Origin of the sequence: Reyranella soli, from assembly GCF_007992495.1 — a bacterium.
GTDB classification, from domain to species: domain Bacteria; phylum Pseudomonadota; class Alphaproteobacteria; order Reyranellales; family Reyranellaceae; genus Reyranella; species Reyranella soli.
Genome location: NZ_BKAJ01000016.1, coordinates 17,197 through 41,691, shown reverse-complemented (window position 1 = coordinate 41,691; position 24,495 = coordinate 17,197). Strand labels below are relative to the sequence as shown.

Here is a 24,495-nt window from a genome sequence, read left to right as displayed (position 1 = left end):
GAACGGAAGGTCCCGCCGCAGAGACCGGAGCCGTCACATCTTCAATCTCTACCTCGCGCTCGGCGCGATGACGGTGCAGCAGAGCTTTGCGACCCTGGGCCGCTCGACGGTGCCGTTGATCGCCGCCGCCATCATCGCTGATCTCGGCGTCGATCCGGCGCTGGTCGGCGTCTATGTCGCCATCGGCGCCGTCGCGGGGTTCCTGACGACCATGACCTGCGGCGGCCTGATCGTGCGCTACGGCGCCATGCGCATGACGCAGGTCGGCATGGTGGCGCTGGCGATCGGGCTGACATTGCCCGCGACGGCCTGGCTGCCGGGCTTCGCACTGGGGGCTTTCGTGGGCGGGTTGGGCCAGGCGATCTCCACGCCGTCGAGCTCGCACCTGCTCGGTCGCCTGTCGCCGCCCCGGCTCGCGCCGTTGGTCTTCTCGATCAAGCAGACCGGCGTGCCGGCCGGGCTCATGGTGGCCGGCGTCGTGGCGCCGTGGCTCGCCACCGAGGCGGGCTGGCGCACGGCCCTGCTGGTGATCGGCAGCCTCGCCGCGCTGACCGCCATGGCGCTGCAGCCGCTCAGGGCGCGTTTCGACGTCGATCGCGTGCCCGGCGCGCCGCTGTCACCGGCCGACATCCGCGCCAACGTCGCCATGGTGCTGCGCGAGCCGGCCTTGCGCGCGATGTGCCTCGCCATGTTCAGCTTTGTCGGTTTGCAGTCGCTCTTCACCGGCTTCTTCGTGCTCTATCTGGTCCGTGGCCTGGGCTACAGCCTCGAACGCGCAGGCTTGGTGTTCGCGATCGCCGTCGCCGTCGCGGTGCCGGCGCGCGTCGGCTGGGGCTGGCTCGCCTCGCGCCTGGTGCGGCCGGCCACGCTCCTGGCGCTGCTCGGCATCGGCATGGCGGCGTCGGCGGTCCTGACCGCCCTCATCGAGCCGCACTGGCCGGACTGGCTCGCCACCACCGTCGCCATCGCGCTCAGCGCCACGGCCGTGAGCTGGCATGGCGTGCTGCTGGCCGAGGTGGCGCGCCTGTCGCCGCCCGGTCGCATCGGCTCGACCACCGGCGCGGTGCTGGCCTTCGGCGACGCCGGCGCGCTGATCCTGCCACTGCTGTTCAGCGCGGCGCTGACGCTGACCGGCGGCTATGCCACGGGCTTCCTGATCGGCGGCGCGCTGTCGCTCGCGGTCGGCCTGATCGGCTTGTGGCGCAAGATCAGGCTCGGTGTCTGAAAGCTCACGGCACGCGGCGCCACAGGGGCGGCCGCTTCTTCACCGGATCGAGCAGCGACCAGTCGCCCTGTTCGACCGTATGGCCCTTGGGGAAGGGCGGACGCGGCTCCTGGCCGAGCGAGCCCATCACGCGATCGTCGCGGTAGTAGCAGAGCAGGATCACGCGCGTGAGCGCCGCCAGCGGCAATCCGCCTTCGGCACGCAAGGTTTCGCCGACGGCTTGGCGGCGTTCGGCCGGCAGGCCAGCGAACGTCATGCCGCCGGCCAACTCCTTCAGCCGTCGCAGGGCTGCGGCGACGTCGTCGCGGTCGCGACCGAGGTTGGCCAGGATGTCGGTGAAGATCGTCGGGTCGTCAGCGCCGGGCACGCCGTACGCGGGACTGGCCGGGATCATCATGCCGGCGAAGGCGCGAAGGTCGTCGATCTCGACGGCAGAGAGGGGCTGGGTCATCGGGCTCAGTCGAACAGGTTGGCCAGGCGCTGCTTGATCTGGTCGGCGATATAGAGCGCCAGCGCCTGGATGGTCGAGGTCGGGTTCACCGCGCCGGCCGTCACCCAGATGCTGCCGTCGACGATGAACAGGTTTTTCACATCGTGGCAGCGGCCCCAGCCGTTCACCACCGAGCGCTCGGGATTGTCGCCCATGCGGGCGGTACCCAGCAGATGCCAGCCGCCGTTCAGGATCGGTACTTCCGTGCCGATGTTCTTCGCGCCCGCAGCTTCGAGGATCGTGCGGGCATTCGCCAGCGCATGCTCGATCATCTTCCGGCTGTTCTCGCCGATCGTGTAGTCGATGCGTGGCCCGGGGATGCCGTGGGAATCCTTCTGCACCGGGTCGAGCGTGACGCGGTTATGCTCCTCCGGCAGGTCCTCGATGATCGCCGAGAGACCGATACGGTGGTTGAGGAGCTGGCGATAGACGCGATGGTGGTCCTCGCCCCACGGCAGGCGGCCGGCCGCCGTGCTGGTGATGGCCTCGAGGATGGCGCCGTAGCCGCGGCTGAACTGGAAGGTGTAGCCGCGCACGAAGTCGCGGCTGGCATCGGTCTCGTAGAATTCCTGGCTCCACAGGCAGAGCGGCGGGCCATGGTTGCCGTCGAGCGGTTCGTCGACGTAGCCGTAGGAGTACGCATAGGGGTGGAACATCAGGTTCCTGCCCACCAGCCCGCTCGAGTTGGCGAGCCCGTTGGGGAACTTGCCCGACACCGAGTTCAGCAGCAGGCGCGGCGTGCCGACGCCGTTGCAGGCGACGATCACCATCTCGGCCGGCTGGCAATGTTCCTCGCCCTTGGCGTCGTAATAGACCACGCCCGCGGCCATGCCATTTTCGTCGAGCGTGATTTCGCGTACGCGGCAACGCGTGCGCAGCTCCACGCCGGCGCGGATGGCGAGCGGCCAGTAGGTGATGTCGGTGCTGGCCTTGGCGCCCTGGGCACAACCCGGCGTGCAATGCCCGAGGTTGATGCAGCGCGCGCGGCCCTCGTAGTCGGTGGTGGCGATGCTGGCGTCGGACGGCCACCAGTGCCAACCGAGCCGGTTCATGGCCTTGCCGAAGCGCTGTCCCGACTTGCCGAGCGGAAGAGGCGGCATGGGCGGCTGGTGTGGCGGGTAGGCGGGATCGCCGGCGAGACCCGACACGCCCGTCATGCGGTCGTTCTCGGCGAAGAAGGGATCGAGCGTTTCGTAGTCGACCGGCCAGTCGTCGGCCACGCCGTCCAGGGTTTTCACCTTGAAGTCGGACGGATGCAGGCGCGGATAGTGCGCGGTGTACATGATCGTACTGCCGCCGACGCCGTTGAAATTCACCACCTTGATCGGCGAGTTGGCATCGTTGATCGGATAGTCGGTCTCGCGCGCGCGGCGATTGGGATTGATGGCGAAGTCGCTGAACAGGCGTGCCTCCCAGTCGCGGCCATTGCTGGGATAATCGGTTGGCTTGATCCAGTCGCCCTGCTCGAGGCAGAGGATGCGCATGCGGGTGTCGGTGAGGCTCCAGGCGACGGCGGCACCCGACGCGCCGGAGCCGATGATCAGGACGTCGACCTTGTCGTTCATCTGCGAAACGTAGAGCCGCGCGCCTGCTGGCGGCAAGCGTCGCGGCGGGCTAGCCTCGCCGATCGTTGAGTGACGCGTTCCGGGAGGCCCGACCGATGGCGACGATCGATGTGCAGGTTCATTGCTACGAGCGCAACCATCCGGGCCGGCCGTGGGTCTCGGTGCTGGCCGGGCCGCCCGAGGTCACCGGCGCCGACATGATCAAGGCGATGGACGAGGTCGGTGTCGACGGCGCGCTGCTGATCTCGGTGTTCGCCATGTATCGCTGGGACGCGAGCTATGCGGTCGGCGTGCACAAGCAGTTCCCCAACCGGTTCGCGCTCATCAAGCCGGTCAATCCCAACGATCCCAAGGTCGGCGAGACGATCGAGGAATGGGCGAAGATGGACGGCACGGTCGCCGTGCGAATCATGATGAACCCCGACGTCTCGAGCGACCCGGCCGATCCTGGCATCAACAAGGTGCTGTCGACCGCGGGCAAGAACGACCTGGCGGTCAACCTGATGTGCCGTGGCCGCCTTCCGCAGGTGGCCGAGCTCGCCAAGCGCAATCCCAACACGACGCTGGTCGTCGACCATCTCGGCCTCGAGCAGCCTTTCCATCCGCCGGCGCCGAAGGAGCCGTGGGCGGAGCTGCCGTTGCTGTTGGCCCTGGCGCCGCACAAGAACATCGTGGTCAAGATCAGCGGCGCCTGCACGCTCAGCCACGAGCCGTTCCCCTACAAGGACATCCGCAAGCCGGTCGACCAGATCCTGAACACCTTCGGCCTTGATCGCTGCATGTGGGGCACCGACTGGACGCGCGCGGTGAACCTGCTGACCTACAAGCAGGGCGTGGATTCCTTCCGCGCCGAGGACTGGCTGTCCGACAGCGACCGCGCCACGCTGATGGGCGGAAGCTTGAGCAAGATCTATGGCTGGGCGCCGAAGAAGCGCTGAACAAGAAATGCCAAAACGGCAAAAAATCGGGAGGAAACCAGGATGCTCAGAAGGAGTTTCATCGGAGGCCTTGTAGCGGCCCCGGCCGTCGCGTCTGCACAAAGTACGTCAGGGGCCGACTGGCCGAACAAGCAGATCCGTATCGTCATTCCCTATCCGCCGGGCGGTCCGTCTGACATCACGACGCGCCTGGTGCTGGAGCGCGCCGGCGCGTTGCTGGGACAGAGCGTGCTGTTCGACAACCGGGCCGGCGCCAGCGGCGCGATCGGCGCCGAGCACGTCAAGAATTCGCCGACCGACGGTTACACGTTCCTGACCACGACCACGGCCATGGTCTGCATCACGCAGCATCTGCAGCCGTTGCCCTACGATCCGGGCAAGGACTTCGTTCCGGTGGCGCGCGTGGCGACGTCGTGGATCGGCATGGGCATCAACCCGGAGGTACCGGCCAACAACCTCCAGGAGTTCATCGCCTACGCCAAGGCCAACCCCGGCAAGATCAACTTCGGCTCGGCCGGGCTCGCCACCATCACCCAGCTCTACGGCGAGATGTTCAACATCGAAGCCGGCGTGAAGATGGTGCACGTGCCCTACAAGGGCAGCGCACCCGCGACGCAGGACCTGCTGTCGGGCCAGATCCAGGTCCAGTTCGATCCGACGACGCTGCCGCACATCGCCGCCGGTCGACTGAAGTGCTTTGCGATCCTGGGCGAGAAGCGCTGGCCCGGAAAGCCCGACATCCCGACCTTGAAGGAGCAGGGGCTGGGCAAGATCGGCGGCGACGCCTGGTACGGCATCCTCGCCGCCAAGGGCACGCCCCAGGTCGCGATCGACAAGCTCGCCAAGGCGATCGGCGAGGCATCGCAGGATCCCGCGATCGGCGAGAAGCTGGTGACCAGCGGCAACTACGCGAGCTACCAGGACCAGGCGGCGTTTGGCGCCACCGTCGAGCGCGAGCGCGCCTCGTTCGGCGAGATCATCAAGAAGGCTGACATCAAGGTCTGAAACTGCGGGAGCGCGGGCCTCCGGCCCGCTCATGTTCTTGCGGACCGCGCGCGTCTCGCGCGCCTCATGAACATGAGCGCGCGAGACGCGCGCGGTCCTGAAGATGAAGACCATGAGCGGGCCAGAGGCCCGCGCTCCCGCATCATGTCGGCACCAACGGCAGGCCGAGCAGCGACCAGTAGGGTAGCACCAGCAGGGCGACGGCGATGGTCAGCACCAGCATGCCGAGCCCCAGTCGCCGCACGTCGGCGCTCGGGAAGTAGCCGGCCTCGTAGGCCAGCAGGTTGGCCGCGGTCTGCACCGGATAGAGGATGACCGCATCGACGGCGATGGTGACGATCAGGCCGCAGACCAGCGGGTTGAGATGCGCCGCCTGGGCGATGGTGACGGCGATCGGGATCAGGAGCGCCATGCAGGCGGCGAGGTTGGTGATGGCGAGATGCACCAGCGCGACCGTGATCACCAGCAGCACGACGATCGCCATGGGGGCGACGGAGACCGCGGTGACGTGGTCGACGAACACCGCGCCCAGCCACGCGGCCGCGCCGGTGTCGATCATGCTGTGCGCCAGCGACATCGAGGCGCCGACGGTCAGGATCAGGCCCCACGACAGTTTGCTCTCGAACTGCTTCCAGGTGAGGGAGCCGATGCGCGGTATCAGCAGCACGATGGCCGCCATCAGGGCCGGGATCGCCGGCGACAGGTGATGCCAGGCGTCGGTAAGCCAGAGCAGCGCCGTGGCGGCGAGGATGACCAGCGTCTTGATCTCGCCGGTCGACAGGGGCTCAGCGATGGCCTTGACGCTGCACGGACCGCCGCTCTCGAACGGCCCAACCATCATGCGCAGCCAGATGCCACCCAGAAAGATCAGCGCGTAGTAGGGCACGGCCATCAGGGCGAACCAGCCCAGCCAGGAGAAGCCGCCCAAAAGAGTCGCCGCGGCGATCGAGGCGATGCCGCCGGTCAGCAGCGCCGACGAGGCGAGCGGGTTCAGCATGCCGAGCGCCAGCATCAGCGCCCGGCCGACGCGGCCCGACTTGCCGACGCCCATGCTGTCGAGCGCCTCGCGATATGCCGGAATGAGGATGGCGTTGCGCGTGATCGCCGAGGGCACGAGGAAGGCAAGCGCCGGCAGCGACACGATCATCTGCACATAGAGCCGCGTCGGATTGCCTTTGGCGCTTCGCGCCAGGAAGCGCGCGGCGCGCTGCGCCAGGCCGCTCGCCTCGACAGCGATGCCGATCGCGGCCACGCCGACCAGGAAGAAGGTCACCTCCGAGGTGAAGCCGTGCAGGGCGTCGGGCAGACGCATGCCGGGATTGATCGCCAGCAGCACGACCACCAGCAGCGCCGTGACACCGAGTGGCACGGCTTCGCTGATCCACAGGATCGTGCCGGCGATGGTGACGGCCAGCGCGGCCTGGCTTGCCTCGGTGAGGTCGGCCACCGGCGGAGCCACGCGCGCCGCGGCATAGGCCGCGAGTGCAATCGCCAGCCAAAGCTCCTTCTTCATCGCACGGGACTCGCCAGCTGGAACAGGCAATCGCCGCGTCGCGCCCAGCCGGGAAAGCGGCGGCACAGCACCATGCCGGTGGCCCCGAAGGTCACGACCTGCTGCGGCCGCCACGGCGTGCCGGGAAAGTGCAGGGCGCCCGCCGGCTGACCGGCGGCGACGTCCTCTTCGAGCCGGGCATAGGGCTCGAACAGGCCGTCCTCGAGGCAGTAGACATAGTTCGCGGCGCCTTCGACGGAGAAGGCGCGCATGCCGCACGCCGGCGGTGTTGCCGGGTCGCTCGGCAGCAGGCCGATCGATGCCAGTGCGCGGCGCACGCCGCGTTCGGCCATCGCCACCAGCTCATGCGAGACCGTGCCGCCGCCGCCCAGCTCGGCATTGAGGTAGACGACGTTCTGGCGCTCCGCCGCCGCCGACAGGGTGCGCGGCTCGCCCTGCAGCGGCCTGACCAGGCCGCCATAGGGCGCGCCGAAGGCGGTGATCAGCGCCTCGGTCGCTGCCCGGCGTTTTGCGTCTTCCGGCCGCCGCGCATGGGCGTGGGCGACATATTCCAGCGAGCTGCCGCCGGAATGCAGGTCGAGGCAGTACTGGCAGCGCGCCAGAAGCACGCTTTCGATGTAGTGGGCGATCATCTCCGTCGGCGTGCCGTTGGCGTTGCCGGGGAAGCAGCGGTTGAGATTGCCGTCGTCGATCGGCGAGACGCGGCGGCCGGCCATCACGGCGGGATAGTTCGCGGCCGAGAGCACGATCAGCCGGCCGCGCAGTCGCGACGGGTCGAGCGAGCGCACCAGCTTCATCAGCGCGATCTGGCCCTCGTATTCGTCGCCATGGTTGCCCGCGATCAGCAGGACGGCGGGACCGTCGCCGTTGGCGGCGACCGTGATCGGCACCGGGATCCAGCCATAGGCCGAGTCGTGGGTGGAGTGTGGCACCTTCAGGAAGCCGTGCTGCACGCCCGGCCCGTCGAGATCGATGGTGGCGGCGATGCGGGTCACGCGGTGACTTTTGCCCGCGCCCAGTCGAGCCAGGGGAAGAGCGCCAGAAGATCGCTCGTCTCGACCGTAGCGCCTGCCCACAGGCGCAGTCCGGATGGCGCATGGCGATAGGCGCCGATGTCGAAGGCGACCCGCTCGGCTTCGAGCAAGGCAGCGAGCTTCTTCGGCGCCACGGCTGCATCAACGACTTTCATGCAGACCGAGGTGCAGGAGCGTTCGGCCTTGTTCTCGGCCAGGAAGGCGACCCAGGGCGAGCGCGCCACCCAGTCCTCGATGGCGGCGAGGTTGGCTTCGGCGCGGCCGATCAGTGCCGGCAGGCCGCCGATGGCCTCGGCCCATTTCAGCGCGTCGAGATGATCCTCGACCGCCAGCAGCGACGGCGTGTTGATGGTCTCGCCCTTGAAGATGCCTTCGCTGAGCCGGCCGTTCTGCGTCAGGCGGAAGATCTTCGGCAGCGGCCACGACGGTTTGTGGCTTTCCAGGCGCTGCACGGCGCGCGGGCTGAGGGCGATCATGCCGTGCTGGGCCTCGCCGCCCAGCGCCTTCTGCCACGACCAGGTTGTGACATCGAGCTTGTGCCACGGGAGCGCCATGGCGAAGGCCGCCGACGTGGCGTCGCAGATGGTGAGCCCTTTGCGGTCGTCGGCGATCCAGCGCGCATCGGCGATGCGTACGCCCGAGGTCGTGCCGTTCCAGGCGAACACAATGTCGCGCTCGGGCGAGGCCTGCGTCAGGTCGGGCAGGCGGCCGTACGGCGCCTCGAATACGCGCACGTCGCCAAGCCTCAGCTCTGCGGAGATGTCGTTGGCCCAGGTCTCGCCGAAACTCTCCCAGGCCAGGACGTCGACGCCCAGCGGACCGAGCAGGGACCACAGCGCCAGCTCGACCGCGCCGGTGTCGGAGGCGGGCACGATGCCGATGCGGTAGTCGGCGGGGATGCCGAGCAGGGCGCGCGAGCGCTCGATCACCTTCGCGAGCTTGGCCTTGCCGGCGGGCGAGCGGTGCGAGCGGCCGAGCAGGGCATCGGCGAGCCCGTGCAGCGACCAGCCCGGCCGCTTGGCGCAGGGACCGGACGAGAAGCAGCCGTTGGCCGGGCGGGCTTTCGGTTTTTCGATGTTCATCTCCGCACAGATGGCGGAGCTTGGAGGTCCGTGACAAACGATCTAATGTCACCGCCTCTGTGAGGAAAAATCACAAGTCATGGCCAGACGCCGATTGCCGCCCCTGAAGGCGCTGCCGGCCTTCGAGGAGGCCGCGCGGCACCTGAGCTTCAGCGCCGCCGCGCGCGAGCTCAATCTCACGCACGGCGCCATCAGCCGGCAGATGAAGTCACTCGAGACGCATCTCGGCGTGCGCTTGTTCCGTCGCCTCAACCGGCGTGTCGAGCTGACCGACGCAGGCGCGGCGTTCCTGCCGGCGACGCGCACTGCGCTCGACGTCGTCGAGGCGAGTGCGGCGCGCTTGTCAACGGCGACGCGACAGGGGCCGCTGGTCGTGTCCTGCCTGCCGACCTTCATGATGCGCTGGCTGATTCCCCGGCTGTACGACTTCAATGCCCGCCATCCCGCGATCGACGTGCGGCTCTCGGCATCGTCGGCGCCGGTCGACTTCGCACGCGAGGGCGTCGATGTCGCGATCCGCATCGGCGCCGGGCCGTGGCCCGACGGCGTCGAGGCCCATGCCTTCATGAACGAGGAGATCGGCCCGGTGTGCAGTCCGGCGCTGGCTGAGCGCGGCAAGCTGCGTCGGTCAGCTGATCTCGGTCGACACGCGCTGCTGCACACCGAGACGCGGGCCGATGCCTGGGCGGACTGGCTGGCGAGAGTCAAGACGGCGAACATCGATGCCCCGAAGGGCCAGCGCTTCGAGCATTTTTATTTCCTGCTCGAGGCTGCAGTCGCTGGTCTCGGCGTCGCCGTGGCGCCCAAACCGCTGGTCATGGAAGACCTGAAGCTCGGCCGCCTGGTCGCGCCGTTCGGCTTCGTGAAGAGCGGCCGCCAATACTGCCTGCTCTACCCGACCGAGCTGGCGGCCATCCCCAAGATCCGCATCTTCCGCGCCTGGATCGGCAAGTCCCGCTAGGTTCTTCGGAGCGCGGACCTCCAGGTCCGCTCTTGCTCTTTTGGACCGCGAGCTTCCAGCTCGCTCATGAGCTTGAGCGAGCCGGAGGCTCGCGGTCCGGAAGACGAAGATCATGAGCGGACCGGAAGGTCCGCGCTCCGCATGAGGCGGCGAGACTGCGGCGGTCCGGAACTCGGAAAAGTCGCGTCCAGACGCAGTCTCGCCTAGGCCGCGATTCCCCGCAGGTACGCCTCCGCCCCGGCGCGATCGGATGCCGCTCCGGCAAAGCCGACATAGCCATCGGGACGGACCAGGACGAGATCGCGCGGGTCGGCGTGCTTCGACGCCGCCGCTGCTTCGACGAGCTTGGGGAACTTCTTCGCCAGGTCGGCAACGGCATCGGCAGGACCGATGGCGGCGAAGAGCGACTTGTTCGTGTCGGTGGGCAGACTCTCCGGCCAGCGCGTACCGGGCTTGACGCCGTGCGCGTGCGGCGAGCCGGCGACGGTGAGCGGGCTTACCGGATAGCCGATATTGAGCTCCGACATCGTGTCAGCGACGATATGACCGATCTGCGGGAAGCCGAGCGCGAACTTGACGATCGTGTTGCGCAGCTTCTGGACAAGCGGATTGCGTGTGATCGCGGCCTCGGTCATCGCGCCGGCGTTGCGCAGGACCATGTCGCCGACGGCGCTGCGCTCGACCGAGTAGCTGTCGAGCAGCGACGGCTTGGCGATGCCGTTGATGACCAGGTTCAGCTTCCACGAGAGATTGAACGCGTCCTGCATGCCGGTGTTCATGCCCTGGCCGCCGGCCGGACTGTGGATGTGCGCGGCGTCGCCCGACAGGAAGATGCGGCCGCGGCTGTATTCCTTGACCTTGCGTTCGTTGATGCGGAAGGCCGACAGCCAGATCGGGTCCGAGGCCTTGATGCCAGCGTTGCCGCGATGCGCGATCAGGGCCTGGATCTCCTCCAGGGTCGGATCGGCGCGGTGGCCGTTGCCGGTTGCCGGCCCGAGATCGCCGATGACGCGCCAGCGGCCGGGCGTGATGGGGAAGAAGGCCAGGATGCCGTCGCGATGCCAGAAGATGTGCAGGTGATCCTGCGGATCGAGTCCGGTGACGTGGATGTCGGCCAGAACCCAGTCGCTGTCCATGGTCGAGCCTTCGAAGGCGAAGCCGAGCCCGTGGCGCGTCGTCGAATGGGCGCCGTCGCAGCCCAGCAGCCAGTCGGCCTGCACGGTCTCGCTCGACCCGTCGGCCTTGCGCAGCAGGGCCTCGATGCCCGCGCCTTTCTCGGCGAAGCTTTCCATGGTCACGCGACGCTCGACCTTGACGCCGCGCTTGGCAAGGCATTCCTCCAGCACGCGCTCGGTCTCGCTCTGGGCGATCAGCAGGGCGTAGGGATAGGGCGTGTCCATGATGTCGAGGCGGGCGCTCGCCACGATGTTCGTGCCGTCCGAGATCTGGACGCCGTGGCCCTGCATGCCGGCCTTGAGGAAGGGTTCCACGTAGCCGCCATGTTCGAGCAGCTCGAGCGTGCGACTCCACAGCACCAGGGCCTTCGACTTGTCGGTCCGCTGCGGCTCCTTGTCGACGATGCGCACGGGGATGCCATAGCGCGTCAGCTCATTGGCCATGGTCAGGCCGATCGGGCCCGCGCCCGAAATCAGTACGCTTGCCATTTGCCCCGCTCCCTAGGTTTACAGCGCCTTCAACGCCTTCAGCACCTCGTCGGCGTGGCCCGGCACCTTCACCTTGTGCCAGACCTTGGCCACCGTGCCGGTCTTGTCGATCAGGAAGGTAGCGCGCTCGATGCCCATGTACTTGCGGCCATAGAGGCTCTTCTCGACCCAGGTGCCGTACTTCTCGCAGATCTTGCCGTCCTCGTCGGATACCAGCGGGAAGTTGAGCTCGTACTTCTTCTTGAACTTGTCGTGCCGGTCGACGCTGTCCTTGCTGATGCCGATCACCTGCGCCTTGAGCTTGCCGAAGTCGGGCAGGGAATCGCGGAAGCCGCAGGCCTCGGCGGTGCAGCCGGGCGTGTCGTCCTTGGGGTAGAAGTAGAGCACCACCGGCTTGCCGCGCAGCTCCGACAGCTTCAGCTTCTTGCCGCCATCGGTCGCCGCGGTGAAATCAGGCGCCTTCTTGCCTTCTTCGACACTCATCCGTCGCTCCTTCTGTCGTCCGTGCGGGCCTGCCAGCCGGCATCGCGCGCCGGCTGCTCGACGATGCGTCGGTATATAGCACGCGCCGCGGCGGTTTCAGCCGAGATGCGGGCCCGCAACTCGGCGAGATCGTCGGCGCCCTCGGTGAACGCGATCAGGCGGCGTTGCCCCTCGGGCGCGCTCGCCTCGTCGAACGCCGCTTCGTCGCCGTTCAAGGTGAGCCGCAGCAGGCTCTGGACGTCGGACAGCAGCGTGCGTGCTGCCCGCAGGCGCTCGGCGTCGGCTCGGTCGATGAAGCCCGCATCGGCGGCACGGCGCAGCATCTCGGCGGGATGCGGGGCGAGCAGGTCGGGCCGCTCGGCGGCGTGGCGCAGCGCCAGGTACTGGGCCACGAAGTCGATGTCGAACAGGCCGCCGGGCAGGTGCTTGAAGTCCCACGGGCTTTTCGGCGGCGCATGGCGGACGATGCGGTCGCGCATGTCGGCGACGTCGCGCACCAAGGCGAGCGCATCGCGTGGCCGGCAGAGCGTGCTCTTGACGATGTCGGCCAGCCGCTCGACCAGGCCGGCCGGCCCGTGGATCACGCGGGCGCGCGTCAGGGCCATGTGCTCCCACGTCCAGGCCGACTGCGCATGGTAGCTCTCGAAGCCCTCCAGCGAGTTGGCGAGCGGCCCGGCGCGACCGGACGGCCGCAGCCGCATGTCGACCTCGTACAGCGCGCCTTCGTTGGTATGGGCGGTGAGCGCCGTCACGATCTTGGCGCTGAGCCGGGTGTAGTACTGGATCGGCGCCAGGGACTGGCGACCGTCCGACGCTTCCATGTCAGGCGGGATGTCGTAGACGAAGATCAGGTCGAGGTCGGAGGTGGCCGACATCTCGCGGCTGCCGAGCTTGCCCATCCCCAGCACGGCCAACCGCTGGCCGCGAAAGCCGCCATGCGCCTCGGCGAACAACCACTCGACGCGGTCGCACACGGCGGAGATCGTGGCGGCGGCGATGTCGGAGTAGGCGAGGCCTGCCTGCGCCGGACGCACGATCGCCTCGAGTTGCTGCACGCCCACCTGGAAGCGCCGGTCGTTGGCCCAGCGCCGCGCCAGGTCGAGGATGTCCTGCTCATGCTCGACGGCGGCAAGTTGCCTCGTGAGGTCGGCCTGCATCTCCTCGGCCGGCGGCAGCGGCAGATAGAAGGCAGGCGACAGCACCGAATCGAGCAGGATGGTGCGGCGTGCAAGATGCGCGGCGAGGCCGGGTGCGCTGCCCATGATCGCGGCCACCAGCTCGAGCAGGGCGGGATTGGCCTTGAACAGCGAGAAGAGCTGGATGCCCGCCGGCAGGTTGCCGAGGAAGAGATCGAAGTTCAGCAGCGCCTGGTCGGGCGCGGCCGTCGAGCCCAGAGCCTTGAGGAGGCCCGGCATCAGTTCGGTCAGCAGCTCGCGGGCGCGGGCCGTGGCGGTCGAGCGGTAGCGGCCGTGGTGCCAGCGCCGCACGATGCCGGCCGCTGCCGACGGATCGCGGAAGCCCAGCGTCTGCAGCGTGGCCAAGGTGCCCGGATCGTCGTCGGTGCCGGTGAACACCAGGTTGCCGCCGGGGCCGGCAAGGCTCGGCGCCTCCTCGAACAGGCGGGCGTAGTGGCCTTCCACGCAATGTAGGCGGTCGAGCAGATCCTTTTGGAAGGACTGCGAATCGGGATAGCCTAGGAACGTGGCGATCGCCGCCACGCCGGCCTCGTCGCTGGGCAGGCTGTGGGTCTGCCGGTCGTCGACCATCTGCAGGCGATGCTCGACCTTGCGCAGGAAGCCGTAGGCCTCGATCAACTCGTCGGCAGCGGAGGGAGCGACATGGCCCGCGGTGGCAAGCGCGCGCAGCGTCTCGCAGGTCGCACGATGGCGCAGCGCCGGATTGCGGCCGCCGAAGATCAGCTGCTGGGTCTGGGCGAAGAATTCGATCTCGCGGATGCCGCCGCGGCCGAGCTTGACGTTGTGGCCCAGCACCTTGACGGCGCTGTCGCCGCGATGTGCGTTGATCTGGCGCTTGATCGAATGGATGTCGTGGATCGCCGCGAAGTCGAGATGCTTGCGCCAGATATAAGGCGTGAGATCGCTCAGGAAAGCGGCACCGACGGCGCGGTTGCCGGCCACCGGGTGGGCCTTGATCATCGCGGCGCGTTCCCAGTTCTGGCCGACGCTCTCGTAGTAGAGCTCGGCCGCCTGCACCGACATGGCGAGCGGGGTCGAGCCCGGGTCGGGGCGCAGCCGGAGGTCGGTGCGGAAGATGTAGCCGTCGGCCGAGGTCTCCGACATCAGCTGCACCAGCATGCGCGCGGCGCGCACGAAGTGGCGCGACAGCTGGTCGTTGCCGGCGAGCGCCGCGGCGTCGCGGTCGTAGAGCAGGATCAGGTCGATGTCGCTCGAGTAGTTGAGCTCGCCGGCGCCGAGCTTGCCCATGCCGAGCACGGTGAGGGCGGCGGCCGCGGGATCTTTGCCGATGCCGAGTTGGCCGTCGCGCGCGAGCTGCAGAAGGATCGAATCGGTCAGCGCATCGAGACAGCCCGAGGCGAAGGCGGTGAGCGCGCCGGTCACCTGCTCGAGCGACCAGGCTTCGGCGATGTCGGCGACGGCAACCGCGAGCGCCACCTGGCGTTTGAGCCGGCGCAGCGCCGTCGCGACGGCGGCAGGCAGGTTGCCGTCGCGTGCGCCGGATTGCACGGCGGCGAGCTCGGCCGCGAGATCGGCGCGCACGGCGTCGGGACCGCGACGCCACAGATCGGTCATAAAAGTAGGGTTTTGTATGGCTGTTTCGGTCAGATACGGGCTGTTGCCGAACAGGGCATCGAGCAGCGCCACCTGAGCGGGATCATCGGGCCGTGACGCCGTCTCATTCCATCGCGTCCAAGCCACATCGCGACGCTCCGTGTCGTGCGGTCGCGGCAGGCGGTCGGTCGAAAGCCAAGACATGCGGTGCACGGGTCGGTTAAGTTGTTCTCGGTGTCCGACAGCACGCTCGCCCAGGCGTGTCGTCATCGTCAAGAAGCGGGAAGTATCAGCCTTTGGTCAGACGAACGTACCGGGTGTGCATCAAGGTCGTTGCAGGCATCGTGTTTGCCGTCTCCGCGCTCGTCCTGGTGGCCGCGATTCGCCTGATGGAAGGTCCCGTCGACCTCGACTTCCTCAAGCACCGCCTTGCCCAGGCCGCCGACGTGCCAGGCAACGACATCAAGCCCGAGATCCAGCGCATCGCCTTGGAATGGGGTGGCATCAGCCAGCCCATGCGGCTGGTGTTCAGCGGCATCCGCTTCGTCAAGGGCGAGCACCAGGTGATCGCCACGATCCCGACCGCCTCGGTGACCTTCGATGCCCGCGATGTCCTGCAGGGCATGTTCCTGCCGACCACGGTAACGATCGAGGCCCCGACGATCGAAGCCGACATCACGCGTGACGGCGGCATGCTGCGACGGGTCTTCACGTCCACCGACGCCGAATCGCAGGGCGAGGCGCTGGTCCTGCTGATCGAGCAGCTCATGGCCGAGCCGAATTACAATTCGCTGATCGGCCAGCTCGACATGATCCTGATCGAGCGGGCCAAGGTCACGATCCGCGACGTCAAGACCGGACTCACCTGGACCGCGCCGTCGGCGCGTGGCCGCCTGAAGCGCGATGCGGCCGGCGTCAGCATGGCGGCATCGGCGCGGCTCACCGGCAACGCCGGCCACTGGGTCGATGTCTCGCTGTCCGGCGTCTACACCCGCGACCGCAGCCGCATTTCGCTCGACGCCGCCGTCGATGGCTTCAGGCCGTCGCTGCTGGCTGAGCTGTCGCCCGATGTCGCCTTGCTGCGCGGTGTCGACATTGCCTTGTCGGGCCGCCTGCACATCGAGGCCGACGGTCATGGCGACGTGCGCAGCGTCGGCGTCGATATTACCGGCGGCAACGGGCGGGTGACGCTGCCCGGCGTCCTGCCGGCCTCGCATATGGTCAAGTCGGTGAACGCGAGCGCCACTGTCGACGCGACGACGCACACGGCCAAGATCGACCGCGTCGACATCGACTTCGGCGCGACCAAGGTATCAATCACCGGCGCCGGCGAGCGCAAGGCCGAAGGCCAGTCATTCTCCGGCCGCGCCGAGGTGCGGCAGATCCCGGTCGATCGGCTGGGTGACTACTGGCCGCTGGAGTTCGCCCCCGGCGGCCGGGAGTGGGCGGTCGCCAATCTCAGCAAGGGTGAAATCGACGTCGCCGCCGAGTTCGCGCTGAGCGCGCCGGGCAACGACATGGCCGCGCTGAAGATCGATCGCCTGGTCGGCGTGATCGACTATCGCGGCATGAAGGTGCGCTACATGCCGCACATGCCCGAGCTGGAGGGCGTGTCCGGCAACGCGCGCTATGAAGGCGGCACGTTGCATTTCGACGTGGCCAGCGGGACCGCTGTCGGCCTCAAGACGGCCGGCGCCACCATCGATCTCACCGGGCTCGATGGGCCGTCGCCGCAGCACGCCGCGATCCGCATGCCGATCACCGGCTCGGCGCAGGACGTCATCCGCTTCCTGGCCCGGCCCAAGCTCGGCCTGCCCAAGGAGATGCTCTACGACTATCGCCGGCTGGGGGGCGAGGTGGCGGTCGACGTGTCGATCGGCTTCCCCTTGCTGAACGCGCTCGCCGTCGCCGACCTCGACCTAAAGGCCGAGGCGTCGCTGACGCACTTCTCGCTGCAGGATGCGATCGGCGATGCCGATCTCAGCGACGCCACGGCGCGGATCAAGTATGGCAGCTCCGAGCTCAGCGTCAGCGGCACCGGCAAGCTCGAAGGCAATGTCGTGGAGATCGGCTGGCGCGAGCTGTTCGGCCCCAAGGCGGCCTTTCGCCGGCGCTACGATCTCAAGGGCACGCTGTCGACGGCAGCGGTCGCCAAGGCGGGCTTCCCGTCGCCTGAACCCTATCTCAGCGGACCGGTTGGCACGACGCTCTCCTACCAGGTGGCGACCAACGGCACGGGCGAGGTGGTCGGGCGCTTCGACATCAAGGCGGCCAAGGCCGAGATCGTGCCGCTCGACTGGACCAAGCAGCCGGGCACCGAAGGCCAGGTGCAGATGACCATGAAGCTCGCCGCCGGTGGCAAGCTTACGACTCTCGACTTCGACGCGCGCGCCAACGGGTTGAGCGGCAAGGGCCAGGTGCGCTTCACCGGCGACAACGCCCTGCAGCAGATCACCGTGAACCACATCAAGATCGGCCAGACCGATGTCGCGGGCGACTGGAAGCGCGCGCCGGGCGGCGTCGAGGTCTCCTTGCGCGGGCCCATCCTCGAGCTGCCGCGGGTCCACACCATGATCAAGGCACGCGACGACCTCGCGGCCAAGGATCCGGCAGGCACCGCCGCGCAGGGCCGCTCCAGCACCAAGTTCACCCTGCAGATCCAGCAGCTCCTGACCAAGCGCGGCACGCTGGGCTACGTCAACGGCACCCTGGCGCTGGCCGGCGATCGCATCGCCGCCGCCGACCTGTCGATCGGCGCCGGCAAGGGCTCGACCTTCCGCGTCACGCCGCAGGGGCAGGGCCGCAAGCTCTTCTTCTATGTCGCCAATTTCGGCCAGCTGCTGTCGGATGCCGGCTGGCTCGATGGGCTGGTCGACGGCTATCTCCACATCGAGGGCCTGTACAACGACGCTGTCGCCGGCTCGCCGCTCGACGGCTTCCTCAAGCTTGGACCCTATCGCCTGCAGAGGGTGACGGGGCCGCGCGCCAATATCGGCACGCTGAACACAGCCATCGACGGCTTGAACCGCGCCGGCAATGCACTGCAGCAGTTCGACAACCTCGAAGCCAAGATCCACAAGACGGGCGATCGCATCCATATCAAGAACGGCCGCACCAGCGGCCAGTCGATCGGGCTGACCACCCAGGGTTTTGTCGACCTCGGCAACGACACCGCCAAGCTTGCGGGCATCGTCGTGCCGGCCTTCGCGCTGAACAACCTGCTGTCGAACGTGCCGCTGCTCGGCCCATTGCTGACCGGCGGCAAGGATGGCGGCCTGTTCGCCGTGGCCTATCAGCTGTCGGGTCCGCTCGACGACCTCAAGACCGACGTCAACTACATGTCGGCGATGACGCCCGGCGCCTTGCGCGAGCTCTTCATCTCACAGCCGGACGTCGCCCAGCCGCCGCCGTCGCCGGAAATGCAGCGCGCGCCTTAGTCTTCCGGACCGCCGGCCTCTGGCCGGCTCATGCGGAGCGCGGACCTCCAGGTCCGCTCATGAGATGCGGACCTGGAGGTCCGCGGTCCGTAGGTTCATGAGCCGGCGAGACGCCGGCGGTCCGGAAGAAATCAGACCGCGCGCACCAGCACGTGGCGCTTGCGGCCAGCCGAGAGCTTCAGCGTGCCCGACGAATCGAGGTCGCCTTCGCCCACCATCACCGTGTCGCCGGCGATCGGCTTGTCGTTCAGCCGCCCGCCGCCACCCTTGATTAGCTTGCGCGCCTCGTTGCGGCTTTCCGCCAGGCCGGCCTCGTGCAGCAGCTCGAACGCCGCGACCCCAGCGGCGAGCCGCGCGCGCGGCACGCTGACGGTCGGCAGCGTATCGGCGCGGGCGCCCTCCTCGAAGGTGCGGCGTGCGGTTTCGGCGGCTTCCTCGGCCGCCTTGCGGCCGTGCGCCAGCGCCGTGATCTCGGTGGCGAGGACCTTCTTGGCCTCGTTGATCTCCTGGCCCTTCAGCGCCTCGAGCCGCGCGACCTCGTCGAGCGGCATCTCGGTGAAGAGTTTCAGGAAGCGGCCGACATCCTCGTCCTCGGTGTTGCGCCAGTACTGCCAGAAGTCGTAGGCCGAGACGCGCTCGGCATTCAGCCACACGGCGCCGGCCATGGTCTTGCCCATCTTGGCGCCGGACGAGGTGGCGATCAGCGGCGTCGTCAGCGCGAACAGGTCAGCGCTTTGCAGGCGGCGGCCGAGATCGACGCCCATGACGATGTTGCCCCACTGGTCCGAGCCGCCCATCTGCAGGATGCAGTTCTGCCGCTTGTGCAGCTCGGCGAAGTCGTAGGACTGCAGGATCATGTAGTTGAATTCGAGGAAGCTGAACGGCTGGTCGCGCTCGAGCCTCAGCTTCACCGAATCCATGCTGAGCATGCGGTTGACCGAGAAATGCCGGCCGACCTCGCGCAGCATGGGGATGTAGAGCAGGCTGTCGAGCCAGTCGGCATTGTTGACCATCACCGCATCGGTCGGCCCGTTGCCGAACTTCAGGTACTTCGCGAAGACCTGCTTGATGCCCGCCATGTTGGTGTTGATCTGCTCGTCGGAGAGCAGCGGGCGCGCCTCGTCGCGGAACGAGGGATCGCCGACCTTGGTGGTGCCGCCGCCCATCAGGGTGATCGGCCGATGGCCGGTCTTCTGCCACCAGCGCAGCATCATGATCTGCAGCAGCGAGCCGACATGCAGCGAATCGGCGGTGCAGTCGAAGCCGATATAGGCCGTGCGGACGCCGCTCGCGAGCTGCTCGTCGAGCCGCGTCGCATCGCTGCACTGATGGACCATGCCGCGCTCGTGCACGATCCGCATGAAGTCCGACTTGAAGGCCGTCATCTCTTCGCCTGTTGTCCCTAAAGGGCCGCGGGTTTAACACGGGGCCGACCGCCTCTCAACGGACCAGCATCCGCGTATGTCTTCACCCTCCCTGCGCGCCCTAGGCCTGATGAGCGGCACTTCCGTCGATGGCGTCGACGTGGCGGTGATCGAAACCGACGGCGAGCAGGTGAGGTCTTTTGGCGGTTTCCTGACGGTACCCTATGCCGACGACGTGCGCCGGCAGATCCGGTTGGCCTTCGGCGCGGAGCAGCCCGGCGATGCGACGACGGCCGCCGAGCAGGCGGTGACCGAGGCCCATGTCGAGGCCGTGAAGCGTTGGTCGCAGGAGAGCGGCACGCCGCTGTCGACGCTCGACGTCGTGGGCTTCCACGGCCAGACCATCACCCATCGGCCGGAGCGGCGCTTCACCTGGCAGATCGGCGACGGCGCTGCGCTCGCACGGGCCATCGGCGTGAAGGTGGTGAGCGGCCTGCGCATCGCCGACGTGAAGGCGGGTGGGCAGGGCGCGCCGCTGGTGCCGGTCTATCACGCCGCGTTGGCGCATGAGCTGCCCAAGCCGCTCGCCGTGGTGAATATCGGCGGCGTCGGCAACGTGACCTGGATCGGCGCCGACGGCGCGCTGCTCGCCTTCGACACCGGTCCGGGCAACGCGCCGATCGACGACTGGTGCGCGCGGCGCGCCGGGCTGCGCTTCGACCGCGACGGCGCGCTCGCCGCGTCGGGCAAGGTCGATCGCGCCCGCGTCGAGCGCTTCAGCGAGCATCGATACTTCGCGGTGAAGCCGCCGAAGTCGCTCGATCGCGGCGACTTCAACGATGGATGGGCCGAGGGATTGAGCGTCACCGACGGTGCGGCGACGCTGACACGCGGCACGGCGCGCGCCATCGCGCTGGCGGCGCGTCACTTCCCGATGCCCGTCGCGCAGTGGGTGATCTCGGGCGGCGGCGCGCGCAATCCGACCTTGCTGAAAGCCATCGCCGAGGAGACGCGTGGCAAGGTCGTCACGGCCGACAGCCTCGGCTGGAACGGCGATGCGCTCGAGGCGCAGGCCTTCGCGTTCCTAGCCGTGCGCTCGTTGCGCGGCTTGCCGATAACATTCCCTGGAACTACCGGCGCGCCGCGTCCGCTGACGGGCGGCCGGCTGGACGAGCCTTAGGGCTCCTTGTTGGAGGTCGCGCGGCCCGGCGGATTGACCAGGCACTTGGCGACGTATCTGTCGACGTCGATCGCAAGCTTGTCGAGCGAGTCGTGATAGAAATGGTTGGCGCCCTTGATGGTGCGCGATTCCACCGTGATGCCCTTCTGCAGCGACAGCCGCGCCACCAGCTTCTGGATATCGGCGAGCGGCACGACCTCGTCCTTCTCCGCACCCACGATCAGGCCCGACGAGGGGCAGGGGGCGAGGAAGGCGAAGTCGTACGAGTTGGCCGGCGGCGACACCGAGACGAAGCAGTCGATCTCCGGCCGGCGCATCAACAGCTGCATGCCGATCCAGGCGCCGAACGAGTAGCCCGCAATCCAGCACGACTTGGCATCGGCGTTCATGCTCTGCAGCCAGTCGAGCGCGGCGGCGGCGTCCGACAACTCGCCCATGCCGTTGTCGAAGCGGCCTTGGCTCCTGCCCACGCCGCGGGTGTTGAAGCGCAGCACCGAGAAGCCGCGATTGACGAACACATGGAACAGGGAGAACACGACCTTGTGGTTCATCGTCCCGCCATACTGCGGGTGCGGATGAAGGATCAGCGCAATCGGCGCGTGCTCTTCCTTGCTCTGGTGATAGCGCCCCTCGAGCCGACCCTCCGGGCCGGTGAACATCACATCAGGCATCTAGACTCCGGTCTTTCCCTCATTATTGGCAGCCGGACGCGGGCCGGAGCAGCATTTTTGGGGGATTCTTGATACTTGACCAACTCAGTCGGGTTTATTAAACCCGAGCTATTCAGTCGGTTTTTCCCCAGATCCCTGTCTGGAGGACCGCAATATCGTAGTAACGCCTTGGTTTTCAAGACCTTTAGGCGTTCGGTCAGACGGCCGGCCCAGGAGCCGGCGCGAGGAGGATGCTGTGAAGCTCAGCACCAAGGGTCGTTACGCCGTTATGGCGATGGTCGATCTGGCGCGTCACGCGCAGGCAAAGCCGGTGTCGTTGTCCGATATCGCAACCCGGCAGGAAATCTCTTTGTCATATCTGGAGCAGCTTTTTGCCCGCCTGCGTCGCGCCGGCTTGGTGAAGAGCGTGCGCGGTCCGGGCGGCGGTTATCGCCTGGCGCGCGGCTCGGCCGAGACGCGAGTTTCGGAAATCATCCTGGCGGTCGACGAGCCGATCAAGGCGACGCGCTGCACCGAGATGGGCGCGACCGGCTGCCGCGCCGACCGCAGCAAGTGCCTGACGCACGACCTGTGGGAGGAGCTGGGCAACCAGATCCACGCCTTCCTGAGCTCGGTGACCTTGCTCGACGTGCTCGAACGCCGTCTGGCGCCGCGCATCGCCGAGGCGCCCGCCGCCCAGGCCGCGGCCAACAACGACTCCTCGATGGCCGCCGCGAGCTGACAAAAGGCTAGCCCGAATGCCCGCCGCGTCCGTGTACCTCGACCACAACGCTACCAGTCCCCTCCGGCCAGAGGCGTTCGACGCCATGGTCGAGGCGCTGCAGACGGGCGGCAATCCGTCGGCGGTGCATGCCGTTGGCCGCAAGGCCCGCGGCCTGGTCGACAGAGCGCGCCGTCAGGTGGCGGCGCGGGTCGGCGCCCTGCCGGCGGAAGTGATCTTTACGTCAGGCGGCACCGAGGCCAACAACATGGCGCTGGCCGGCAGCGGCCGTAAGCGCGTGCTGATTTCGTCGATCGAGCACGAGAGCGTGCAGCGCGCTGTGCCTGATGCCGAGGTCGTGCCGGTCGACGGCGAGGGCGTGCTCGATCTTGCCGCCTTGGAGCGCAAGCTCGCCGCTAAGAGCGAGCCCGCGCTGGTGTCGGTGATGTTCGCCAACAACGAGACCGGCGTGCTGCAGCCCATGGCTGACATCGTGCGCATCGCCCGCAAGGCCGGTGCGTTGGTGCACTGCGACGCGGTCCAGGCCGCCGGCAAGGTGCCGGTCGATCTGCATGGCATCGGCATCGATTATCTCAGCCTCGCCGCCCACAAGCTCGGCGGGCCGACCGGCGTCGGCGCGCTGATCGTGCGGGCCGATGCGCCGTTCGCGTCGAACCGCTTCGGCGGCGGCCAGGAAACCAATCGCCGCGCCGGCACCGAGAACCTGTCCGGCATCGTGGGCTTCGGCGCAGCCGCCGAGGCGGCGAGCAGTCTCGACTCCGCGCTGCGCGATCGAGGCGAGGCTGCGCTGCTTGCCGTCGCCCCCAAGGCGCGGGTGTTTGCCTCAGGTGCCAAGAGGTTGCCCAACACGACCTACATCTCCATGCCGGGGGTTCCGGCCGAGATCCAGGTCATGGCGCTCGATCTTGCCGGTGTCTGTGTCAGCGCCGGTTCCGCCTGCTCGTCGGGCAAGGTGCACCGGTCGGCGGTCCTGGCGGCCATGGGAATAGAAGATACCGAGGCGGGCTCGGCCATCAGAATAAGCTTCGGCTGGAACTCGCAATCCGACGATATCGATCGCTTGATTGCGGCCTGGCGGGACCTATATATCCGAGTAGGGAAGTCGGATATTGCCAGTGCCCGCGCGGCCTAGTCATTCCAAGGGGTTAGCATGAACGTCCATACCCAGATCCGGCGCAACGACCAGCCGATCTATCTCGACTACCAAGCCACCACGCCGATGGATCCGCGGGTGCTGGAAGCGATGATGCCGTACTTCACCCACCAGTTCGGCAATCCGCATTCGCGCAGCCATTCCTACGGCTGGGAGGCCGAGGAAGGTGTCGAGAAGGCGCGCGGCCAGGTCGCCAAGCTGATCGGCGCCGACGAGAAGGAAGTGATCTTCACGTCGGGCGCCACCGAGTCGAACAACCTCGCCATCCGCGGCGTCGCCGAGTTCTACAAGGACCGCAAGAACCACATCGTCACCACCGTGACCGAGCACAAGTGCGTGCTCGACACCTGCCGCCATCTCGAGCAGCAGGGCTTCGAGGTGACGTACCTGCCGGTGCAGAAGAACGGCCTGATCGACCTCGACGCCTTGCGCGCGGCGATCACCGACAAGACGGTGGTCGTGTCGGTCATGGCAGTGAACAACGAGATCGGCGTCATCCAGCCACTGGCCGAGATCGGCAAGATCTGCCGCGAGAAGAAGACCTTCTTCCACACCGATGCGGCGCAGGCCGCCGGCAAGATCGCGCTCGATGTCGAGGCGATGAACATCGACCTCATGAGCATCTCGGGCCACAAGATCTACGGGCCCAAGGGCATCGGTGCGCTCTACGTCCGCCGCAAGCCGCGCGTGCGCCTTGTGCCGCTGATCGTAGGTGGCGGGCAGGAGCGCGGTTTCCGCTCGGGCACCCTGCCGACGCCGCTCTGCGTCGGCCTGGGCGAGGCGGCCGAGATCGCCATGAACGAGATGGAAGGCGAAGCCAAGCGGCTCGCCAAGCTGCAGGCGCGCATGCTGAAGGGCCTGCAGGACCATCTGCCGGAGATCTTCGTCAACGGCGACCTCGAGCACCGCATCCCGGGCAACCTCAACATCAGCTTCGCTTATGTCGAGGGCGAGTCGCTGATGATGGGCATCAAGAACCTGGCGGTGTCGTCCGGCTCGGCCTGCACCTCGGCGTCGCTGGAGCCCAGCTATGTGCTGCGGGCGCTGGGCGTCGAGGAGGAGATGGCGCACACCTCGCTGCGCATCGGCCTTGGCCGCTTCACGACCGAGCACGAGGTCGATACCGCCGTCGAGGAGCTGGTGCGCCACGTCAAGAAGCTGCGCGAAATGAGCCCGCTCTGGGAGATGGCCCAGGAAGGCATCGACATTAAGTCCATCGAATGGGCCGCTCACTAGTCTAGGGAATTGGGCGCCCGTCG

At 67.7% G+C, this 24,495-nt stretch carries 19 protein-coding genes; 9 read left to right on the top strand and 10 right to left on the bottom strand.

The genetic code is table 11. The features are described 5' to 3' along the window. The first annotated feature begins 67 nt into the window (after positions 1–67). Complete coding sequence (locus RSO01_RS04400) at positions 68–1,225, top strand: MFS transporter (RefSeq protein WP_170302840.1); 1,158 nt, start codon at positions 68–70, stop codon at positions 1,223–1,225. Positions 1,226–1,229: 4 nt separating this feature from the next. Here the strand turns inward: RSO01_RS04400 and RSO01_RS04395 are convergent, their stop codons facing one another. Next, on the bottom strand, positions 1,230–1,676 hold the full coding sequence (locus tag RSO01_RS04395; RefSeq protein ID WP_147146597.1) for a hypothetical protein: 447 nt from the start codon (positions 1,674–1,676) through the stop codon (positions 1,230–1,232). Positions 1,677–1,681: 5 nt separating this feature from the next. After that, positions 1,682–3,280, bottom strand: a complete 1,599-nt coding sequence (locus tag RSO01_RS04390) for a GMC family oxidoreductase (RefSeq protein WP_147146595.1) — start codon at positions 3,278–3,280, stop codon at positions 1,682–1,684. 95 nt (positions 3,281–3,375) lie between these two features. Between RSO01_RS04390 and RSO01_RS04385 the strand changes: the two genes are divergently transcribed. Together RSO01_RS04385 and RSO01_RS04380 are read left to right on the top strand one after the other, a co-directional pair. Beyond that, entirely contained in the window at positions 3,376–4,218 is an 843-nt protein-coding gene (locus RSO01_RS04385; protein ID WP_147146593.1) for an amidohydrolase family protein, read from the top strand. Between the two features lie 42 nt (positions 4,219–4,260). Continuing rightward, positions 4,261–5,223 carry a Bug family tripartite tricarboxylate transporter substrate binding protein gene (locus tag RSO01_RS04380; RefSeq protein ID WP_147146591.1) on the top strand — a complete coding sequence of 321 codons (963 nt, stop codon included), beginning with the start codon at positions 4,261–4,263 and terminating at the stop codon, positions 5,221–5,223. 142 nt (positions 5,224–5,365) lie between these two features. Here RSO01_RS04380 and RSO01_RS04375 read toward each other — a convergent pair whose 3' ends face one another. The 3 genes from RSO01_RS04375 to RSO01_RS04365 are packed head-to-tail and all read right to left on the bottom strand — an operon-like array spanning position 5,366 to position 8,852. After that, complete coding sequence (locus RSO01_RS04375; protein WP_147146589.1) at positions 5,366–6,736, bottom strand: SLC13 family permease; 1,371 nt, start codon at positions 6,734–6,736, stop codon at positions 5,366–5,368. Next, on the bottom strand, positions 6,733–7,731 hold the full coding sequence (locus RSO01_RS04370) for a succinylglutamate desuccinylase/aspartoacylase family protein (protein WP_218037238.1): 999 nt from the start codon (positions 7,729–7,731) through the stop codon (positions 6,733–6,735). Before RSO01_RS04370 ends, RSO01_RS04375 begins: the two co-directional genes overlap by 4 nt. Continuing rightward, positions 7,728–8,852, bottom strand: coding sequence for a phosphoserine transaminase (locus RSO01_RS04365; protein ID WP_147146587.1), 1,125 nt, complete (start codon positions 8,850–8,852; stop codon positions 7,728–7,730). Before RSO01_RS04365 ends, RSO01_RS04370 begins: the two co-directional genes overlap by 4 nt. 79 nt (positions 8,853–8,931) lie before the next feature. Between RSO01_RS04365 and gcvA the strand changes: the two genes are divergently transcribed. Beyond that, entirely contained in the window at positions 8,932–9,813 is an 882-nt protein-coding gene (gene gcvA, locus RSO01_RS04360) for a transcriptional regulator GcvA (RefSeq protein ID WP_147146585.1), read from the top strand. Positions 9,814–10,016: 203 nt separating this feature from the next. On the opposite strand, the gene RSO01_RS04355 is transcribed toward gcvA, so the two are convergent. From RSO01_RS04355 to RSO01_RS04345, 3 genes are read right to left on the bottom strand one after another with little or no spacing between them, the layout of a single operon-like run. Further along, positions 10,017–11,477 (bottom strand): FAD-dependent monooxygenase, encoded by a 1,461-nt coding sequence (locus RSO01_RS04355; protein ID WP_147146583.1) that lies wholly within the window; start codon positions 11,475–11,477, stop codon positions 10,017–10,019. A gap of 18 nt (positions 11,478–11,495) precedes the next feature. Further along, positions 11,496–11,960 carry a thioredoxin-dependent thiol peroxidase gene (bcp, locus tag RSO01_RS04350; protein WP_147146581.1) on the bottom strand — a complete coding sequence of 155 codons (465 nt, stop codon included), beginning with the start codon at positions 11,958–11,960 and terminating at the stop codon, positions 11,496–11,498. Then, on the bottom strand, positions 11,957–14,914 hold the full coding sequence (locus tag RSO01_RS04345) for a bifunctional [glutamine synthetase] adenylyltransferase/[glutamine synthetase]-adenylyl-L-tyrosine phosphorylase (protein WP_246158054.1): 2,958 nt from the start codon (positions 14,912–14,914) through the stop codon (positions 11,957–11,959). The genes bcp and RSO01_RS04345 overlap by 4 nt, the downstream gene beginning before the upstream one ends. A gap of 92 nt (positions 14,915–15,006) precedes the next feature. On the opposite strand from RSO01_RS04345, the gene RSO01_RS04340 reads away from it, so the two are divergent. Further along, positions 15,007–18,147, top strand: coding sequence for a YhdP family protein (locus RSO01_RS04340; RefSeq protein WP_147146577.1), 3,141 nt, complete (start codon positions 15,007–15,009; stop codon positions 18,145–18,147). 131 nt (positions 18,148–18,278) lie between these two features. Here RSO01_RS04340 and tyrS read toward each other — a convergent pair whose 3' ends face one another. Further along, positions 18,279–19,532: a tyrosine--tRNA ligase gene (gene tyrS / locus RSO01_RS04335; protein WP_147146575.1), complete on the bottom strand. Its 1,254-nt coding sequence runs from the start codon at positions 19,530–19,532 to the stop codon at positions 18,279–18,281. A gap of 76 nt (positions 19,533–19,608) precedes the next feature. On the opposite strand from tyrS, the gene RSO01_RS04330 reads away from it, so the two are divergent. Further along, the gene (locus RSO01_RS04330; RefSeq protein WP_147146573.1) at positions 19,609–20,691 is read left to right on the top strand and encodes an anhydro-N-acetylmuramic acid kinase; all 1,083 of its coding nucleotides are present in this window, start codon (positions 19,609–19,611) and stop codon (positions 20,689–20,691) included. On the opposite strand, the gene RSO01_RS04325 is transcribed toward RSO01_RS04330, so the two are convergent. Further along, complete coding sequence (locus RSO01_RS04325; protein ID WP_147146571.1) at positions 20,688–21,362, bottom strand: alpha/beta hydrolase; 675 nt, start codon at positions 21,360–21,362, stop codon at positions 20,688–20,690. The two genes, RSO01_RS04330 and RSO01_RS04325, sit on opposite strands and share 4 nt — an antisense overlap. Positions 21,363–21,597: 235 nt before the next feature. Between RSO01_RS04325 and RSO01_RS04320 the strand changes: the two genes are divergently transcribed. Genes RSO01_RS04320 through RSO01_RS04310 form a run of 3 tightly spaced genes read left to right on the top strand, consistent with a single transcriptional unit; the run spans position 21,598 to position 24,472 of the window. After that, a complete protein-coding gene (locus tag RSO01_RS04320) occupies positions 21,598–22,083 on the top strand; it encodes an Rrf2 family transcriptional regulator (protein ID WP_147146569.1) in 486 nt (161 codons plus the stop codon). A 16-nt stretch (positions 22,084–22,099) separates the two neighbouring features. Beyond that, positions 22,100–23,215, top strand: a complete 1,116-nt coding sequence (locus tag RSO01_RS04315; RefSeq protein ID WP_147146567.1) for a cysteine desulfurase family protein — start codon at positions 22,100–22,102, stop codon at positions 23,213–23,215. Positions 23,216–23,233: 18 nt separating this feature from the next. Next, positions 23,234–24,472 carry an IscS subfamily cysteine desulfurase gene (locus RSO01_RS04310; RefSeq protein ID WP_147146565.1) on the top strand — a complete coding sequence of 413 codons (1,239 nt, stop codon included), beginning with the start codon at positions 23,234–23,236 and terminating at the stop codon, positions 24,470–24,472. Positions 24,473–24,495 lie beyond the last annotated feature (23 nt).